This window comes from Streptomyces sp. NPDC001339, from assembly GCF_042895955.1.
In the GTDB taxonomy this organism is placed as follows: Bacteria; Actinomycetota; Actinomycetes; order Streptomycetales; family Streptomycetaceae; genus Streptomyces.
In genome coordinates this window covers 191,939-209,134 of the sequence record NZ_JBIAWT010000004.1, presented here as the reverse complement: position 1 = coordinate 209,134, position 17,196 = coordinate 191,939, and the positions used below count along the sequence as shown (strand labels likewise).

15 protein-coding genes and 1 pseudogene are annotated in these 17,196 nt (G+C 68.7%); 7 read left to right on the top strand and 9 right to left on the bottom strand.

Annotation, left to right across the window (positions count from 1 at the left end; translation table 11 throughout):
• Nucleotides 1–105 precede the first annotated feature (105 nt).
• Entirely contained in the window at nucleotides 106–822 is a 717-nt protein-coding gene (locus ACFY12_RS13135) for an NADPH-dependent F420 reductase (protein ID WP_390715870.1), read from the bottom strand.
• A 284-nt stretch (nucleotides 823–1,106) separates the two neighbouring features.
• On the opposite strand from ACFY12_RS13135, the gene ACFY12_RS13130 reads away from it, so the two are divergent.
• The gene (locus ACFY12_RS13130; protein ID WP_390715869.1) at nucleotides 1,107–2,111 is read left to right on the top strand and encodes a helix-turn-helix transcriptional regulator; all 1,005 of its coding nucleotides are present in this window, start codon (nucleotides 1,107–1,109) and stop codon (nucleotides 2,109–2,111) included.
• Nucleotides 2,112–2,207: 96 nt separating this feature from the next.
• On the opposite strand, the gene ACFY12_RS13125 is transcribed toward ACFY12_RS13130, so the two are convergent.
• The gene (locus ACFY12_RS13125; protein WP_390715868.1) at nucleotides 2,208–3,488 is read right to left on the bottom strand and encodes an APC family permease; all 1,281 of its coding nucleotides are present in this window, start codon (nucleotides 3,486–3,488) and stop codon (nucleotides 2,208–2,210) included.
• A gap of 199 nt (nucleotides 3,489–3,687) precedes the next feature.
• Here ACFY12_RS13125 and ACFY12_RS13120 point away from each other — a divergent pair, with 199 nt between their 5' ends.
• Together ACFY12_RS13120 and ACFY12_RS13115 are read left to right on the top strand one after the other, a co-directional pair.
• Nucleotides 3,688–4,332 carry a class I SAM-dependent methyltransferase gene (locus ACFY12_RS13120; RefSeq protein WP_390716265.1) on the top strand — a complete coding sequence of 215 codons (645 nt, stop codon included), beginning with the start codon at nucleotides 3,688–3,690 and terminating at the stop codon, nucleotides 4,330–4,332.
• Nucleotides 4,329–4,640, top strand: a complete 312-nt coding sequence (locus ACFY12_RS13115; protein ID WP_390715867.1) for a sulfurtransferase TusA family protein — start codon at nucleotides 4,329–4,331, stop codon at nucleotides 4,638–4,640. The genes ACFY12_RS13120 and ACFY12_RS13115 overlap by 4 nt, the downstream gene beginning before the upstream one ends.
• Nucleotides 4,641–4,742: 102 nt before the next feature.
• On the opposite strand, the gene ACFY12_RS13110 is transcribed toward ACFY12_RS13115, so the two are convergent.
• The 3 genes from ACFY12_RS13110 to ACFY12_RS13100 form a co-directional block, all read right to left on the bottom strand.
• Nucleotides 4,743–5,903 carry a mannosyltransferase family protein gene (locus tag ACFY12_RS13110; protein ID WP_390715866.1) on the bottom strand — a complete coding sequence of 387 codons (1,161 nt, stop codon included), beginning with the start codon at nucleotides 5,901–5,903 and terminating at the stop codon, nucleotides 4,743–4,745.
• 217 nt (nucleotides 5,904–6,120) lie between these two features.
• Nucleotides 6,121–6,384: a hypothetical protein gene (locus ACFY12_RS13105; RefSeq protein ID WP_390715865.1), complete on the bottom strand. Its 264-nt coding sequence runs from the start codon at nucleotides 6,382–6,384 to the stop codon at nucleotides 6,121–6,123.
• 142 nt (nucleotides 6,385–6,526) lie between these two features.
• Nucleotides 6,527–7,645: an alpha/beta hydrolase gene (locus ACFY12_RS13100; protein ID WP_390715864.1), complete on the bottom strand. Its 1,119-nt coding sequence runs from the start codon at nucleotides 7,643–7,645 to the stop codon at nucleotides 6,527–6,529.
• 537 nt (nucleotides 7,646–8,182) lie between these two features.
• Here ACFY12_RS13100 and helR point away from each other — a divergent pair.
• Nucleotides 8,183–10,495: an RNA polymerase recycling motor ATPase HelR gene (gene helR / locus ACFY12_RS13095; protein WP_390715863.1), complete on the top strand. Its 2,313-nt coding sequence runs from the start codon at nucleotides 8,183–8,185 to the stop codon at nucleotides 10,493–10,495.
• 38 nt (nucleotides 10,496–10,533) lie between these two features.
• Here the strand turns inward: helR and ACFY12_RS13090 are convergent, their stop codons facing one another.
• The 3 genes and pseudogenes from ACFY12_RS13090 to ACFY12_RS13080 all read right to left on the bottom strand — a co-directional run.
• Nucleotides 10,534–11,361 carry a MerR family transcriptional regulator gene (locus ACFY12_RS13090; protein ID WP_390715862.1) on the bottom strand — a complete coding sequence of 276 codons (828 nt, stop codon included), beginning with the start codon at nucleotides 11,359–11,361 and terminating at the stop codon, nucleotides 10,534–10,536.
• A gap of 177 nt (nucleotides 11,362–11,538) precedes the next feature.
• A complete protein-coding gene (locus tag ACFY12_RS13085) occupies nucleotides 11,539–12,729 on the bottom strand; it encodes a cytochrome P450 (RefSeq protein WP_390716264.1) in 1,191 nt (396 codons plus the stop codon).
• A 528-nt stretch (nucleotides 12,730–13,257) separates the two neighbouring features.
• Nucleotides 13,258–13,740, bottom strand: a pseudogene (locus ACFY12_RS13080) (alpha/beta fold hydrolase); the annotation flags it as partial.
• A gap of 101 nt (nucleotides 13,741–13,841) precedes the next feature.
• On the opposite strand from ACFY12_RS13080, the gene ACFY12_RS13075 reads away from it, so the two are divergent.
• Nucleotides 13,842–13,994: a hypothetical protein gene (locus ACFY12_RS13075; RefSeq protein WP_390715861.1), complete on the top strand. Its 153-nt coding sequence runs from the start codon at nucleotides 13,842–13,844 to the stop codon at nucleotides 13,992–13,994.
• A gap of 142 nt (nucleotides 13,995–14,136) precedes the next feature.
• On the opposite strand, the gene ACFY12_RS13070 is transcribed toward ACFY12_RS13075, so the two are convergent.
• Entirely contained in the window at nucleotides 14,137–14,511 is a 375-nt protein-coding gene (locus ACFY12_RS13070) for a VOC family protein (protein ID WP_390715860.1), read from the bottom strand.
• 822 nt (nucleotides 14,512–15,333) lie between these two features.
• On the opposite strand from ACFY12_RS13070, the gene ACFY12_RS13065 reads away from it, so the two are divergent.
• Complete coding sequence (locus ACFY12_RS13065) at nucleotides 15,334–16,185, top strand: papain-like cysteine protease family protein (RefSeq protein WP_390715859.1); 852 nt, start codon at nucleotides 15,334–15,336, stop codon at nucleotides 16,183–16,185.
• Between the two features lie 13 nt (nucleotides 16,186–16,198).
• On the top strand, nucleotides 16,199–17,179 hold the full coding sequence (locus ACFY12_RS13060) for a hypothetical protein (RefSeq protein ID WP_390715858.1): 981 nt from the start codon (nucleotides 16,199–16,201) through the stop codon (nucleotides 17,177–17,179).
• Nucleotides 17,180–17,196 lie beyond the last annotated feature (17 nt).

The window sequence follows — 17,196 nt, the reverse complement described above, 5'->3', positions numbered from 1 at the left end:
CCGCTTTGCGGTTGCGGGTTGCGGGTTGCGAGTTGCTCGGACGTTGTCGTTGGCAGACGTTGTCGAGGCGTTGTCGTCGGCAGGCGTTGTCGTCGATGGCCCGCTTCAGCGCACGACCTTGATGCCGAAGTGGCCGCCGAACTGCTGGCCGAGTCCGAAGCCGATGGCGGAGTGCATATGGGCGTACATCTCCATGCCGCGGGCGCAGACCAGGGGGCCGAGGTCGAGGATGTCGCTCCAGCCGTAGGACTTGAGCAGGTCGGTGGTCTGCTGCTTGGCGTCGGCGTGCTCGCCGGCGACGAACATGGTGTGGTCGCCGCCACCGATGGCCCGCGGGTTGACCACGGTGTCCTGCTCCTGCGTGACGAAGGACTTGACGACCTTGGTCCGGGGCAGGGCGCGCTGGATCTGCTCCCCGAGGCTGTCGGTGTCGCACGGGTCGAGCTTCGGCATGACGCCCCACGGCGTGGGCCAGGGGTGCTCGGTCTCGTGCTGGTAGATGAACGGCACGGCGTAGTCGATCAGGGTCTTGCCGGCGAGCTGGTCGGCGATGGCGGTCAGCGTCGCGAGGGCGTTGTGGCCGTCGATGCCGTTGATGACCAGATCGGCGGCGGCCGCGGCCTCGCCGAAGGTCAGCAGGGTGAGGCCCGGGTGGTCGGCGAGGAACTCCTTGTACGGAGGGTTGCCCATCATGTCCGGTTCGGTACGGGCCAGGGTGGCCTGGGGGTCGCGGGTACCGACGAACACCTCGTGGCCGAGTTCCGCCAGCTTGGCGGCGTGGGCGCGCCCGCCGCCACCGGTTCCGAGGACTGCGATCTTCATAAAGAATCTCCCGATTCGTTCCGTTTTGATCCATTCGGACGGGTCCACGGTACGGGGACTTCAGGACAGACTGTGTCCTTTAACTGCGTCATAGTGGAATTCATGGCGACGGAATTCAGGGCGACGAAATCCGTGGCGAGCCGGTCGACGAAGGCAACGAAGGCGACAAGGACAACGAAGGCGACAAGGGCAACGAAGGCAACGAGGTCAACGAGGGCAACGAAGGCAACGAGGGCAACGAAGGCAACGAGGGCGACGAGGGCGACGAAGGTGAGGTGGAGTGCATGACGAGCGATATGACCGTGCGGATGCTGCGGCTGCTGTCCCTGCTGCAGACCCGGCGGGAATGGTCCGGCGCCGACCTCGCCGACCGGCTCGACGTGACCGTCCGCACAGTCCGCCGCGATATCGACCGGCTTCGCGAGCTGGGCTACCCCGTCGACAGCGCCCGCGGACACGCCGGCGGCTACCGCCTCGCCCCGGGCAGCGACCTGCCGCCCCTCCTCCTCGACGATGACGAGGCCGTCGCCATCGCCGTCGCCCTGCGCACCGCCGCCGGCGGTCTGGCCGGCATCGAAGAGACCGCCCTACGGGCCCTGGCCAAACTCGAACAGGTCCTCCCCCGCCGCCTCCGCACCCAGGTCACCGCCCTCCAGACGTCCCTGGCCGGTATCGCCTGGGAGGACCGCGGCCCCCGCACCGACCCGGGCCTCCTCGCCGCCCTCGCCCTCGCCTGCCGCGACCACGAGATCCTCACCTTCGACTACACCACCCGCCACGGCAGCTCTGCCGCGCGCCGCGTGGAGCCCTGCCACCTGGTCGTCTCGGGCAACCTCTGGTACCTCCTCGCCCACGACACCGACAAGGACGACTGGCGCCTCTTCCGCCTCGACCGCATCAGCCACGCCACCCCCACCGGCCGACGAGTCCCGCCCCGCCCGGTACCCGGTGACGACCCCGCAGCCTTCGTCGCCACCCGACTCTCGGCAGCTCCCACCCGCTACCGCGCCATCGCCACCGTCCACGCCCCCGCCGAACACGTCCTCGCCCGCACCCCCGCCCTGGCCACCCGCATCCGCCCCCTCGGCGAGCACACCTGCCGCGTCGACGCCTCCGACGACGCCCTGCGCCACATCGTCCACACCCTCGCCGCCCTCGACGCCGACTACACGCTCGACGCCGACCCCGACGTCCTCAACCACCTCCGCGACACCGCCCACCGCGCCTTGCGTGCCATAGGCGACCCGGTGAACAGGGAGGCACTGAAGGTGAGTTGGAAGGCGAGTTGACGTTCCCGCGCGCCGGCCGAGTGGCCTGGTTCCATGGCTCGTCCGGCTCGTCCGGCTCGTCTGGCTCGTCTGGCGCGCCTGGCTCGCCGGGGTGGCCTACGGCTCGTGGCCCGCGGATGCCGCGAGCCGCCGCACCCCGTACCAAGCGGCCCCGGCGGCGAGCACCGCGGCACCGGCGACGACCGACGAGAGCGGCAGTGCGCAGGCCAGTACCAGGCAGCCGGCCAGGCCGAGTACGGGGACGATGCGCGGCGGGCGGCCCTCGTCCGGGGTGAGTGTCCACGCGGAGGCGTTGGCGATGGCGTAGTAGGCCAGTACTCCGAACGACGAGAAGCCGATCGCTCCCCGCAGGTCCACGGCTGCCGCGAGCGCCACCACCACGGCACCGACGGCGAGTTCGGCCCGGTGGGGCACCCCGAATCTCGGATGGACGGCGGCCAGGGCATGCGGCAGATGCCGGTCCCGGGCCATGGCCAGCGTGGTACGGGAGACGCCGAGGATCAGCGCGAGCAGCGAGCCGAGTGCGGCCATCGCCGCACCCGCCCGGACGGCCGGCACCAGCCAGCCGGCCCCGGCGGCCCGGACCGCCTCCGACAGCGGCGCGGCAGCATCGGCCAGCCCCTTCGCGTCGAGCACGGTCAGGACGGCCGTCGCGACGGCGGCGTAGACGACGAGGGTGATGCCCAGCGCGATCGGGACGGCCCGGGGGATGGTGTGCGTCGGGTCGCGGACCTCCTCGCCGAGGGTGGCGATCCGCGCGTACCCGGCGAAGGCGAAGAACAGCAGGCCCGCCGCTTGCAGTACGCCGCCGGGCGTCGCGTCGCTCCCGACGTCCAGCCGGGCGGTGTCCGACGCGCCGGAGGCCAGTGCGGCGATCACCACGGCCGCGAGTACCGCCAGGACCACGGCCACGATCACCCTCGTCATCCAGGCGGACTTCCGCACCCCCGCGTAGTCGACCGCGGTCAGCGCCACCACGGCCGCGACCGCCACCACATGCGCCTGCCCGGGCCACACATACGAGCCGGCCGTGAGCGCCATGGCCGCGCAGGAGGCCGTCTTGCCGACCACGAAGCCCCAGCCGGCCAGGTACCCCCAGAAGTCCCCCAGCCGCTCGCGGCCGTAGACGTAGGTGCCGCCCGAAGCCGGGTAGCGGGCGGCCAGCCGCGCCGAGGAGGTCGCATTGCAGTACGCCACCACCGCGGCCAGGGCCAGGCCGATCAGCAGCCCGGAGCCGGCGGCGCGAGCGGCCGGGGCGAGCGCGGCGAAGATCCCGGCGCCGATCATCGCACCCAGGCCGATCACCACCGCATCGGTCACGCCGAGGCGCCGCCGCAGCTCACCGGGGTGACCGGCGGCGATTGCCGGATCGCGCATGGACCCTCCCTGGGAGGCGAGACCACCACAATCACCACACCATCGTGAACCATCGTGACAAGGCCAAGGAGAAGACGCCAGGGAGAAGAGAGGGAGAGCCTCCATGACCGACCACCCGAACCCCGACCACCCGAACCCCAACCACTCGAACTCCGGCCACCCGAACTCACAAGACCTGACCAGCAGTCAGCACAGAGACATGACCAGCATTCAGCACACCCACTGGCAGCACACCTACACCACCCACCCCGCCATGTACGGCTGGGAGCCCTCCGCCCCCGCCCGTCACGCGGCCGAGGTGTTCCGCGCGGCCGGCGCGCAGGACGTCCTGGAACTGGGGGCCGGACACGGCCGCGACACCCTGTACTTCGCCCGCGCGGGCTTCACCGTCCATGCCCTCGACTTCAGCGCCGTCGGCCTGGAACAGCTGCGGCGCGCCGCCCGCGATCAGAACCTGACCGACCGGGTGACCACCACGGTGCACGACGTGCGCGAGCCGCTGCCCCTGCCGGACGCCTCCGCGGACGCGGTCTTCGCGCATATGCTGCTGTGCATGGCCCTGTCCACCGCGGAGATCCACACCCTGGTGGGCGAAGTGCGCCGCGTCCTGCGCCCCGGCGGCACGTTCGTCTACACCGTGCGGCATACCGGCGACGCCGATTACCGCACCGGCACCGCCCACGGCGACGACATCTACGAACACGGCGGCTTCGCCGTCCACTTCTTCCCCCGCTCGCTGGTCGACACCCTCGCCGAGGGCTGGGAGCCGGCCGAGGTCCACGCCTTCGAGGAAGGCGCCCTGCCCCGCCGCCTGTGGCGCGTCACCCAGGTCCGGCCCCGGTGACCGCCGCCCCGATACCCGCGGCGGACCTCACCGTCGACGGTACCGGCCTGCTCTGCGTCAGCCTCCTGCTCCGCCTCCGCAAGCGGATCGACGGCGCACCGGCGGGCACGGTCGTGTACGTCATCACCACCGACCCGGCCGCCCCACTGGACCTGCCCGCCTGGTGCCACATGACCGGGCACCACTACCTCGGCCCGGTCCCCGACGCGGCGGGCGGCCGGGCGATCTACGCACTCCGGCTGGCCGCCGACGCCCAGCCGACCCGCCCCGACGCACCCTGGCACCCGGCCGGTCCGACGGAGCACTGACCGGCCGCAGGGCAACCGAGCCACGGTCGCCTTGCCGATGTATCGCCTCTCTCCTCTCTCCTCTCTTCGCTCTTCACTCTTTACTTCTCTTCTCTTTTCTGGTCAGCCGGCCCAGCGACCCGACAAGTAGGTGACGGTGAAGACGGCGGTCAGCGGGATGGCGACGCAGAGGTAGGCGGAGTGGAAGCGCGGGGTGCGCAGACTCCGGGCGGCCAGGGCGATCCACAGTGGCCACCACAGGAGGGTGGCGCGGGGGATGGACATGTACCAGTACGAGGTGCCCAGGGCGCAGAGGCTGAGGCCGATGTAGAGGGCTTCGGGCCAGCGGCGTTGACGTACCAGGAGGCCGAGCAGGAGCAGGCCGACGAGCATGGCGGCGAGTTCGGCCTGGAACATGAAGGCGTATCCCGTGCTCTGGGTGTGACCGAACGCGCTGTGCCAGGTGTGCGTCCAGGCCTCCCAGGGCGCGTGGAAGGTGCGGAACCAGCCGCGTTCCTGGGCCTGTTTCCAGGCCATCCAGTCGCCGGTGTGGGCGTACAGGTACCAGCTGTAGAGGAGGGCCGGCAAGGCGGGCAGCGCCAGCCAGGGCAGTGGGCGCAGGTCCCGGCGCGTACGGGCGGAGAGCAGGAACTGCAGGGCGAGCGCGGCGGCGAGGAACAGTCCGCTCACGCGCACCGCCGTGGACAGGGCGGCCAGTGCGGTGGCCAGGGGCCAGTGGTGGCGCCGGGCCGCGAGCCAGGCGGGCAGCGCGAAGGCGAGGAAGAGGGCTTCCGTGTATCCGACGGCCAGGAAGATCGCGCAGGGGGAGACCAGGAAGAACAGCACGGCGCGCCGCCCCGCGCCGGTGTCGGGCAGGTGGAGGCGGGTGATACGCGCCAGGGCCACCACGGCGACGGCTCCGGCGGCGAGGGAGATCAGCAGCCCGGCCAGTGTCCAGTCCGGCACGAGGACGTGGACGGCGCGGAGCAGGAGCGGGAAGCCGGGGAAGAACGCCTCACGGTTGTCCCAGCCGCTCTGCCAGGGCCCCGCGCCTCCGGGGAAGTAGCCGTCGCGGGCTATGTGGAGGAAGTGGTCCCAGTCCCAGTGCGCGAAGGGGGCGAGGAGCGGTCCGGGGGTATGGGTGCCGGGGGCGGGAGGGAACAGCCATCGAGCGCTGTAGGCGGTGATCCAGATACTTATTCGGGTCAGGAGGTACAGCTGGAGCACGTCCCGATCGGCCGGGCCCAGACGTGGGGCGGCCCGGCTGCGGTATGCGCTGCGCACACGGCGTACCGCCGAAGCCGAGCGCCGACGCGCACCTGGCGGCGGAGACGGAGGGAGTGGTCGTGGTGAGCAGCCAGGGTGCCCGGGAGCGTCGGACGGCCGTCCCGGAGCATCAAAGGGGCGCTCCTGCAGACTAGACGGCATTGCGGACATATTGGATTCCTCGGGGTGTGGGGGGTGGGGGGAGTGCGTGATCACCCGATGGCACCCCACCGTGTCATGGCAGCAGCAGTGCTGCGCTCAGGGGCGGGTCGTACTCGCTCCTGGGGAAGGGGCTGAGGAAAGCGCTGTGGAAGGAACCGGCGGAGGCAGTGGGGACGGCACATGCGGGCGCCGGGAGGTCGGCTCCGGCAACGGGCTGCTCGGCAAGGGCCTGGGGTTCGCGGGGGACTTCGGCGGCTGGCCGGTTGGGCAGCATCGTGACCGCGGTGGCCACCCCGCCGTCCTGCGCCTCGTGCAGATCGCTGAGCATCACGTACAACTGCCCGGGTCTTCACGGAACCGCACGGCGACGGACACGCGTCGACGGCCCCGCCACGGCCCTCAGCCGCCGAGTGGTCGAGTGCCGAGCACCCAAGTGCCTAGCCCCCAAGTGCCCTGTTGGAGGCGGCCTGGTGAAAGGGTCACGGTTTCGGGGATTGCAGGCGGCTGCTGATCCACGAGAGGGTGCCGGGTATCTCGCGGCGCCAGGTGTTGAAGTTGTGACCGCCGCGGTCGAGGATGATGGAGGAGACGCGGGAGGGGGATTTGGTCTGCGTGATGAATCTCAGCGTGTCCTGGTAGTTGTGCTCGCCCTGTTTGCTGGTGGTGACGAGGAAAGACGTGGGCGGTGCCGGCACGTGCTGCTGGCGCCATAGCAGGTTGCTCCGCTGCTCCAGCTGTTTGTCGCCCTTGTAGAGGTCCCCGGTGGTGGGATCTGTGGCGGGTTTGAAGTAGCCGGACAGAGATCCCGCGGCGGAGAAGACGTGCGGGTATTCCATGGCGAGCTTGAGTGCACAGAAGCCGCCGGTCGAGTTGCCGATGATGCCGAGGCTTTCGCGCTGTCGGCCGATGCGGTAGTGGTTGCGCATCTCCTTGGGCAGGTCGCGGGCGAAGAAGGACGCAGCCTGCGGACCGCCGGGGACATTCATGCACTCGGTGTCCCACTGCCCGGTGACGGAGGGGCGCAGCATGATCAGGATCATGGGCTGCGCCTTCTTCTGCCGCGCCAGCTTCCAGGCGGTCTGCGGGTAGCGCAGGCCCTTGATGAGTGCTTCGGCGGTTCCTGGGTAGCCGGTCAGGACAATGGACGTGGGGAACGTGGTGTTCTTGAATTCCGGTTGGAAGTATTCCGGCGGAAGGTAGACGTAAGCGGAGCTGGATATCTTCGATCCGGCCCCGCGCACATCGACTTTGTCGATTCTCCCGCCCTTCTCGGGAACCGAGCCTCCAGGGACGTTCACGCTCTCGTGCCCCAGGACCCGCAGCCCCGCGGCGGCCCGGCCGGCGGGAGGGTCCTCCTGACTCCTCTGGAAGACGCTCGCCAGGTCGGACCATGAGGTGAAGAAGCCGAACGTGTTGTTGGCGGTCAGGCCGCCCACGGCGAGAATGGCGAGCTGACCTGCGAGCACCAGACCCACGCGTCGGACGGCGGCACGCCACCCCCGCCGTGACAAGCGCGGCCACAGCCAGACGGCCAGAGCGAACAGCGCCACCATCACGAAGACGGCAAGGAACAACACGGTCTTGCTGGTGAGGCCCATGGCCAAGAACTCCCGGAGCCCGGTATCGGTCAGCGGTCACCGCTGAGGCTTTCGGCGGCACCAGCGGCACCAGAAACCTAGAAGCCGGAGATTGCGGCGCATCATCGGGCCTGTAACAGCTGTGCGGAGGTGGGCGCACAGTGGCAAAAAGAAAAGGCAAGGAGGTCAGCCACTCCTTGCCACTCTCAACATATAGCGCACTGGGGGCCTTGCGGCAAGGCCCCCGTCATGCCGCAGAATCCTCGCCCTGGGCCAGAAGCGACGGAAATCGGAGATTCACCAAGTGAGTCTGCTGCGCCAAGTGCGTCTGCTGCGCCCGGGAGAAGCCGCAACAGTCGCCGATGCCCGCGTGAACAACGAGCGGTCCGCATGAACAACGAGCGGTCCACGTGAACAACGAGCAGTCCGCTTGAACAACCAACGGCCCGCCTGAACAACCAACGGCCCACTTGAACAACCAACGGCCCGCATGAACCACGAACGTCTTGTCCTGCCGTACGCCACGGTCGCGAGCGACCCGAGATCGGAGCCCATACCGTGAACCCGCTGACCACCAGCGTGTTTGACCTTCCCGACCACCTTTCCCCCAAGGCCGCCCCGACGCTGATCGCCGACGACGAGAAGCACTTCGCCGCCATCGCGGAGAGCCTCGACCAGGCGATCACCGAACTCTCCGACCGCCTCGAAGCCGAGCGCAGGGCGCCCGGTGGCATGGGCCGGCAGGCGATGGACCGGGACGCGGAGATCCACCGGCTGACCGCCCGCCTGCGCGCCCTGCGACGCTTCGGCCTGGACCTGTGTCTCGGACGCATGGTCGGCGAGGACGACCCCGAGCCCGTCTACGTCGGACGGCTCGGCCTCACCGACAGTGCGGGCCGTCGGCTCCTCGTCGACTGGCGCTCGCCCGCGGCCGAACCGTTCTTCGGCGCCACCCATGCCCACCCCATGGGTCTGCGGAGCCGCCGCCGGTACCGCTGGACACGGGGCCGGATCAGCGACTACTGGGACGAGGTGTTCGCCCTCGACGGTCTTGTCGGAGAGGAGCTGACCGGTCGCTGCGAAGGGCACGCCGCACTCGACGACCAGTCCGCCTTCATCGCCGGCCTGGGCGGCAGCCGGTCGGCCCGGATGCGTGACGTACTCGGCACCATCCAGGCCGACCAGGACGCCATCATCCGCGCGGGCTCCCGTGGCGCACTCGTCGTGGACGGCGGTCCCGGCACCGGCAAGACCGTCGTCGCCCTGCACCGTTCCGCCTACCTCCTCTACTCCGACCCGCGCCTTCGCCACGACCACCACCGCAGCGGCGGCGTACTGTTCGTCGGCCCGCACCGTCCCTACCTGGACTACGTCGCCGACGTCCTGCCCAGCCTCGGCGAGGAGGGCGTGCAGACGTGCGTCCTGCGGGACCTCGTCGCCGAGGGAGCCACCGCAGCGGTCGAGGAGGACCCGGAGGTGGCCCGCCTGAAGTCGTCCGCGGACATGGTCAAGGCGATCGAGAAGGCCGTCCGGTTCTACGAGGAGCCGCCCGCCGAGGGGATGACGGTCTCGACCGACTGGTCCGACATCTGGCTGAGCGCCGACGACTGGGCCGAGGCGTTCGAGGCACCGGAACCCGGTACTCCGCACAATGAGGCGCGCGAGCAGATCTGGGAGGAGCTGACCGCCATCCTGCTGAACAAGGCAGGCGGCGACGGCAGCGGCGACGGCAGCGACGACGGCGGTGGCGGCGGCGACATACCGGCCGAGGTCTTCCGGCGTTCGCTGCGGCAGGACGAGGAGCTGGTCACGACCCTCCACCGCGCGTGGCCGCTGATCGAGGCGGCCGACCTCGTCGGAGACCTCTGGTCGGTACCCGCCTACCTTCGGCTGTGCGCCCCCTGGCTCAGCCCCGACGAGGTGCGCAAGCTACAGCGCAAGGCGGCTCCCCAGGCCTGGACGGTGTCCGACCTGCCACTCCTGGACGCGGCACGACAGCGGCTCGGCGACCCGGAGGCGGCCCGGCGCAAGCGCCGGCACGCGGCCGTCCTCGCCGCCCAGCGCGCGCACATGGATCAGGTCGTCGACAACCTGATCCAGGCCGCGGCCGCCTCCGGCGCCGACGGTGACGACGGCGAAGGCCTGGTGACGATGCTGCGCGGCGAGGACGCCCGGGTCAGTCTGGTCAACGAGGCCGAAATACCCACCGTGGAACCGGACATGCTCGCCGGGCCGTTCGCGCACATCGTCGTGGACGAGGCCCAGGAACTGACCGACGCGGAGTGGCAGATGCTGCTCCTGCGCTGCCCGTCCCGGAGTTTCACCATCGTCGGGGACCGCGCCCAGGCCCGGCACGGGTTCACCGAGTCGTGGCAGGAACGGCTCCAGCGGATCGGGCTGGACCGGATCGGCGTGGCCTCCCTGACCATCAACTACCGGACGCCGGAGGAGGTCATGGCGGAGGCCGAGCCGGTCATCCGGGCCGCACTCCCGGACGCCAACGTGCCGACCTCCATCCGCAGCGGCGGCATCCCCGTCGTCCACGGATCCGTTGCGGACCTGGACTCGATCCTGGACGGCTGGCTTGCCACCCACGCCGAGGGGATCGCCTGCGTCATCGGCGCGGGTGAGGTCGGAGACGGCACCTTCCGGCCGACGACGGCGCGCCGTGTCCGTACGACGACGACGTCCCGCGTTCGGTCGCTGACTCCGGAGCTGTCGAAGGGGCTGGAATTCGACCTGGTCGTCCTCATCGACCCGGAGGAGTTCGGCGAGGGCATTGAAGGAAATGAAGGAATTGAAGGAGCGGTCGACCGCTATGTCGCGATGACCCGAGCGACCCAGCAACTCGTCATCCTCACGAACCCGTGACATCGGCCGGCTTCCATTCCATGAACAGGGCGTCGGCTTCAGCTGGCGGGCTTGACGGTCTTGACGGGCTTGACGGTCTTGGCGGGCTTGGCGGTCTTGGCGGGCTTGCCGGTCTTGGCGGGTTTGCCGGTCTCGGCGGGCCCGGTGGTTCGGCGCTGCTTGGCGCGGTGGGAGAGCACGTCGAGGATCCGTTGCCACGCCGGTGATGCCTCGGTAACCCGGGAGAAGATCAACGCCATGTTCCCCGGCTGGCTGCTGTCGCGTTCGTGCTCGGTCTCGAAGGTGTCCAGCTCCTCGATGAGCTGGTCCACGCGTGGGTCGTGCGGATCCCAGTCAACTGATTGATCACAGAGGAGATACAGGCGGGTCGTCTTGGGGTCGTCGAAGCTGGCGGTCTTGTCCCGTATCGCCTGCGGCATGGAGTGCGGGTCCAGCGCCTGCATCAGGATCCATACGTCCCGCTCGAGCCGTACCGTCCGTTCGCTGACCCCGAGGCTGCGCATCCGGTTCAGGTTGGCGACCACCCCGGGGGGCAGGACAAGCCTTTCGCCGCTGTCGAGTTCGGCGATCCGGCGGCGGCTCTCGGTGAGTTGGTCGATCTTGCGCTGCAATTCGGCGTCGATGTCGGTGAGAGCTGCGGCGAATTCGGCCGGCTGCGCATGCAGCAGCGCGTCGATACGGGCCAGCGGCACCCCGGCATCGGCGAGGGTCCTGATCCGGATGAGATCCACCGCCGCTTGCGCGCTGTAGCGGCGGTAACCGGAGGCATCGCGCTCGGGCTCGGGCAACAGGCCGACGTGGTGGTAGTGGCGAACGGCGCGCACGGTCACGCCGGCGGTCGCCGCAAGCTGGCTGATCGTGAGCACCGTTCTCCTCCGGTCTTCGGGAAACATGGCCGGGCGGGCCTTCGGAAACGTGGCCGGCCAGGTCTTGGAAAACGTGGCCGGCCAGGTCTTGGGAAACGTGGCCGGCCGGGTCTTGGGAAACGTCGCCCGTCCGGCACCTGGCCGGGCAAGCTGGGCCGATTCTAGGCGTCGACGGATCTACCGGGCGGTTTCCGTCCAGGTGACCGGGAGTTCGTGGACGCCGTAGATGTGCATGTCGGTCCAGAGTTTCACCTCGTCGGCGGGGATGGCGAGCTGGAGGGCCGGGAAGCGACGCAGCAGTCCGTCGAAACCGGCGCGCATCTCGATGCGGGCCAGTTGCTGGCCGAGGCATTGGTGAATGCCGTGGCCGAAGGACAGGTGACCGCGAGCCTTGCGGTGGATGTCCAGGGTGTCGGGGTTGTCGAAGCGCTGGGGGTCGTGGTTGGCGGCCAGCAGGGAGACAACGACCGTCGATCCCTTGCCGATTGTTTCACCGCCGAGTTCGATGTCCTCCGTGGCGTAGCGATAGAGGACGTCGACAACGGACAAGTAGCGCATGAGTTCCTCGACGGCATCGGGGAGCAGATCCGGATGTGCGCGTAGTTCGGCCAGCTGCTCGGGGTGCTCCAGGAGTGCGAAGGTGCCCAGGGCCAGCATGTTGGCGGTGGTCTCGTGGCCCGCGAGCAGCAGCAGGAAGGCGGCGCCGGTCAGTTCCTCGATGGTGAGGTCGTCATGGCGGGCCAGGTCGGACAGGATGTCGTCGCCGGGTTCGGTGCGTTTACGCGTGACCAGTTCGGCCAGGTACGTGGTCATCCCGCCGTACGCGGCCATCTTTTCGTCGAGCGCCACGTCCTTTTCCAGGAACTTGGCGGAGTTGACCTGGAAGGTCGCTCGGTCCGCGTACGGGACACCGAGCAGCTCGCAGATCACCAGCGAGGGCACCGGCAGCGCGAACTCCTTGACCAGGTCGACCGGCGGGGTGAGGCGTGCCAGCTCGTCCAGTTGCTGCTCGACGATCTCGATGATGCGCTCTTCGAGCTGCCTCATGCGTTTGACGGTGAAGGCGCCGGTGAGCCTGCGCCGCAGCCGGGTGTGGTCCGGCGGGTCCATGGCGATGAACAGGCCCGGCGTCTGCGGGGACGGTTCGGTGGCGGCGGGCATGCCGGGGGTCTCGTACGGCACGTGGATGATGCCGATGTCCTGACGGGAGCTGAACCGGGTGTCGGCCATGAGCCGGCGGACCGCCTCGTAGCCGGTGACGATCCAGCCCTCGTGACCGTCGGGGAAGACCATGGGACTGACAGGACGAGCCTCGCGCAGCCGGGTGAGGTCGCGAGGCGGGGCGAAGGGGCCCGCATCGCGCTCCACGGGGAGGCCGTGGGGGAGGGGAACCGTTTGACTCGTCGGAGCCGCCCAGTCGACGACGTCGCGGATCGCCTGGACCACGATGCCGGGGCGCTCGAAGCAGAGCTGGCTGTGGCCGACGTCGGAGATGATGCGCTGCTCCCCGCGCGAGACCGCGTTCACCAGGGACGCGTCCAGCCGCCTCTTGCCCTCGTGCATCTCCCGCAACGTCTGCTCCGGCATCAGCGCCTGCTGGCCGGGGTCGATGCCCTCCGCGGTGAGCGCGATCACCGGGACGTCGGGAAGGTCCGGCCCAGGCCGTAGTTCGTCGGCGAGTACGGCCAGGTTGCCGCGCTCGGCGAAGCCGACATCGATCCATCGGTCACTCACGTGGTAATCGATCAGCGCATGCCGCATGTGCTCCGGGTAGTCCGCGAGCAACGCGGCGCCCATCTCGCGTATGGCCGGACGTGCCTGTCGGAGCTGTTCCAGAGAAGGCGCCATCCGTTCGCTCGCGGCCAGGCTCGCCTCGGGAGGCAGGAAGTCGTCCCAGTCGCGATGGAAGGCGTCCAGCCAGACCAGTCCGGCAACCTCCTGCGGGTACAGCTGCGCGAACCGGTGCGCGTACGCGCCGCCGAGGGAGTGCGGCACGAGCACGTACGGGCCGGGGATGTTCTGGGCGTGCAACAGCTCGTGCAGTTCCGTGGCGACCGCGGTGGCGGTGCGCGGCAGCGGGTGCGGGAGCGGGTCGCTGTAGCCGGTGCCGCCACGGTCGTACACCACGGCGGTGGTGAACTGCGAAACCTTCTGCTGGATGAGGAAGTAGTCCAGGCCGATCGCGCTCGCGCCCGGCAGGAACACGACGGCCGGTCCGCCGCTGCCCGACCGATGCACGAAGACGCGGCGGCCGTCGATCTCCTGGAACCCGCCGATCGGCGGAGCGAGCCGATCCGAGGAAGTGCTGTGGGTGAAAGTGCTGTGGGTGGAGGCGCTGTTGGGTGAATGGCTGTGGGAGGAAGTGCTGGTGTTCGTCATGCGGCAAGGCTCCAACCTTGACGCACGGTCAGGGTCAAACGCGGATGGGTTGGGGCCGCTGGGCCCGTGAGCACCGGATGCGACGTGGCTAGCATGACGGCATGAGCGACGACACGTCCGGCGACGCCCCCAACCCCTCACCCGCTTCGCGGTCGGGGAGCCCCGGGTCCCTGGACACGCTCAGGCGTGCGGCCCGGTGGGAGACGTTCGCCGTTCTCCTCGTGCTGCTCATCCTCGCCTTCGCCTTCGCCTAGCTAGCTAGGGCCTTCTGCGCTAGCTAGGCCCTTATGCCCGTCCATCCGTACGTACGGCGCCTTCGGCACCTGGTCGGGCACCACGTGTGGGAGCCCGACCAGGGACTCAGGCTCAGGGACTCAGGCTCGGGGACTCTCTCGGCTACAGGTACGGGCGGGTGATCAGCTCGATCGCGTGACCGGCTGGGTCCTTGAAGTACACGCCTCGGCCGCCATGCTCGTTGTTGATCTCGCCGGAGCGTCGCATCTGCGGATCGGCCCAGTGCTCGATGCCGCTGTCACACAGTCGCCGATACGCCCGGTCGAACAGCTCGTCGTCGATCAGAAACGCATAGTGCTGCATCTGGATCTCCACCGGCGGTTCGGCAAATTGAAGCAGCACGCCGTCGTTGAGCTGGATATTGGTGAACGGGCCCCAGGACGGTGCTTCCGGAAGTTCGAAGAGCTCTCGGAAGAACCGAGCCGACTCGTTGCGATCCTTGGCGGCGATGATGGTGTGGTTGAACGTGACTGTCATTCGGCTGACCTCGCTGTAGCTCGACACGAAAAAGGGACTCGCGATGCACGAGCGTGAGGAGGTCCGCGTGCCGAACTGGCCGAACTGAGGGGGAGGGGGAGGGCGAGAGGGAGGGGGTGCGCTGTTCGCACCCGCCGTGCGATCAGCCCACCACCGGATAGCCGATCTGTGTGTGGCGTAGCGCCGGTCCGGTGTTCACGTTGGGTGACCTTACTGGATGAGGCTGGTCGCGACAACAGAGGAACGACCGGCCGTCAGCAGAGAAACAACCGACCGTCAGCCGAGCCCTGGCCGAGAGGCCGGTTGCCAGCCGAGGGCGCAACAGGCACGGAGGACGACGGACGCCGAGGCCGACCGAGCTCCCGTACGTCAGGCCGCTGTTGGTCCATTCCGCCCCGCTGGACCTCATCCAGCGGGGCGGAATCTCTTGCGGCACGCGTACCCAGAGTGACGAAGAAGGCCAAACGAGCCACCTTCGACGTGTGAGTGATGGTCAAGGGATGGTTTTATTTCGCTTCTCCCGGCGGACGAGTGCTACTGCGCGGTAAGCAGTATCAAATCGGTTGCTATGCCGCCGCATTGATCACTCAGCGTGGGTGGCCAATGCGGTGGTGTAGCGCTTCCTCTCGCCCTACTCCCGAGTACTCCAAGGCAGTTGGGGAACGGGCGTTGCTTTGGCGGCTTCAAGTGTTGTACGAATTCCCTGGCTCGGGGCACACACTCCGCTTACCCGGTCCGTATCGCATTACAGGTGAGTGCGATTGCGACTGCGACTGCGTCTGTGGCGTGCCTTGGGAATCCCCCACGCGAAAGAGCTCAGATATGCACGCACGTCGATTCTTCACGCGAAGGAGGGCCCTGGCGGCAGCTGCGGCAGCCGCGCTCGGCACCGGACTCCTCCTCAGCGCCGGAAACTTCGCCCAGGCAGGCTCCACCACCGGAACCATCACCGCCGGCAAGGGCAACTACCGCTCCATCAATGAGCGCAAGGCGCCCAACCTTTCCGCCCACATCGTGAGCAAAGGGAGCATCGGCGGCACGGTCTCCATGACCTGCCGGGTGCAGGGTGACAACGTCGAAAACGACTCCCGCTGGATATGGTCCGATTCGGGACACTTCTACATAGCCAACGCGTTCATCAAAGAGAACACCGATCGGCTGCCGGAATGCTCTGACTCGTCCGCCGCCTCCGGACGAGTCAGTCTCAACATCTCCATGCAGAAGCAGGTCCAGGACCAATGGTGTTGGGATGCCTCTGGCCTGACCATCGCCAAATTCTGGGGATACAACCAGTACAGCCAGGACGACTTCTGCCGGCTCGCCGCCAAGAACAGCTCCCTCAGCTGCCAGAACCAGCCCGCCACGCTCGACGACATGGCCAACGCCTGGGCCGGTATGGGCCTCTCCAACACCGGAAACGGTCTGTCCCGCAACGCGTCCTTCTCGGAGACGGGCAACGAGATCAGCGGCGGCCGCCCCTTCGCCACACGCATCGGATGGAACTCCGGCGGCGGCCATATGAACGTCATCTACGGGTACGACCCCTCGTCACACACCGTCGCGGTGGGTGACCCCTGGCCGTCCACCCAGACCTACACCTGGTGGAACTACGACGAGTACGTCAACAACTCGTCGTTCCGGTGGACCCATTCCCGTATCGGCATTCACAAATAGGGCGGGCAGCGCAATGCACAGCAACAAGAATTCCATAAGGCGGGGTGCCGCTCGTCTCGCGGGAATCACCCTCGGTACGACGCTCTGCGCGTCAGTGTTCCTCTGCGCCCAGGCGCAGGCCGCCGACGGCCCGGCGGGCGTACCGGACTACCAAGGCGCACGCCAGGTGCTGCGGTCAGCACAGGTCCATGACACCATCAACCGCTTCCTCAACGCCACCGATTCCGCAGGCAAGTCAGGAGCGGACGGCGGCCAGCAGGACGCAGCTCCCATGGACGCCGGATCAGGCGAAAACGCGCAGGACTTCAGCCTGAAGGACCCGGTCGCGCTGTACGAGGTCACCCCCGAGTTCATCTCCGGAAAGGCGAAGCCCGCCCCGGACGGCGCGGTACGGCTGTCGTATCTGGCCTCCGAGGTCGCGGGCGCGAACGGTCAAAGTGCCACGGCCCTGCTGGCGGGCCGGACGCCCGCCCCCGGTGGTGGGGAAACCTCCGCCTCCGCGGGTGGGAAGACGTCCGCCTCCGAGGGGCAGAAGTGGCATCTGGCCGGAGTCCGGGACGGCACCACCGACATCGGTTTCGCCAAGCGGGCCACATCGGATTCGACAGTGTTCAGCGAGCCGCAGATCCACGCCTGGTACCAGCTCAAGAACGGCACGGTCCAGCCCCTCAACAAGGAAGCGGTCTCCGGCCTCGGCGGTAAGCAGACGATGTCGCTCGCCGCGTACCAGCACCTCGTTCACGGCCGCTACGCCGACAAGCTGCCGGGCTCGACGTACGACCGCAAGGGCCTGGCCGGCGCCTACGGACCCGCCGCTCCACCGGCACAGAACACCCCGGCACACAACACCCTGGCGCAGAACACCACGGCGCAGGGCACCTCGCCCTCCGTGCCGATGCTGCTCGGTGGTTCGGCAGGGCTCGCGCTCGTCCTCGCGGGCGGTGCGTACGGGGTCCGTGCCCGCCGCAAGCGGTCGCACTCCCAGGTCAGTTGACGCACCCGCAGACAAGT

What these genes read in the sequence shown, in the direction of transcription:
- ACFY12_RS13135 (WP_390715870.1), bottom strand. Translation starts at nt 822, where the DNA reads ATGAAGATCGCAGTCCTCGGAACCGGTGGCGGCGGGCGCGCCCACGCC.
- ACFY12_RS13130 (WP_390715869.1), top strand. Translation starts at nt 1,107, where the DNA reads ATGACGAGCGATATGACCGTGCGGATGCTGCGGCTGCTGTCCCTGCTG.
- ACFY12_RS13125 (WP_390715868.1), bottom strand. Translation starts at nt 3,488, where the DNA reads ATGCGCGATCCGGCAATCGCCGCCGGTCACCCCGGTGAGCTGCGGCGG.
- ACFY12_RS13120 (WP_390716265.1), top strand. Translation starts at nt 3,688, where the DNA reads ATGACCAGCATTCAGCACACCCACTGGCAGCACACCTACACCACCCAC.
- ACFY12_RS13100 (WP_390715864.1), bottom strand. Translation starts at nt 7,645, where the DNA reads ATGGGCCTCACCAGCAAGACCGTGTTGTTCCTTGCCGTCTTCGTGATG.
- ACFY12_RS13075 (WP_390715861.1), top strand. Translation starts at nt 13,842, where the DNA reads ATGAGCGACGACACGTCCGGCGACGCCCCCAACCCCTCACCCGCTTCG.
- ACFY12_RS13070 (WP_390715860.1), bottom strand. Translation starts at nt 14,511, where the DNA reads ATGACAGTCACGTTCAACCACACCATCATCGCCGCCAAGGATCGCAAC.
- ACFY12_RS13065 (WP_390715859.1), top strand. Translation starts at nt 15,334, where the DNA reads ATGCACGCACGTCGATTCTTCACGCGAAGGAGGGCCCTGGCGGCAGCT.
- ACFY12_RS13060 (WP_390715858.1), top strand. Translation starts at nt 16,199, where the DNA reads ATGCACAGCAACAAGAATTCCATAAGGCGGGGTGCCGCTCGTCTCGCG.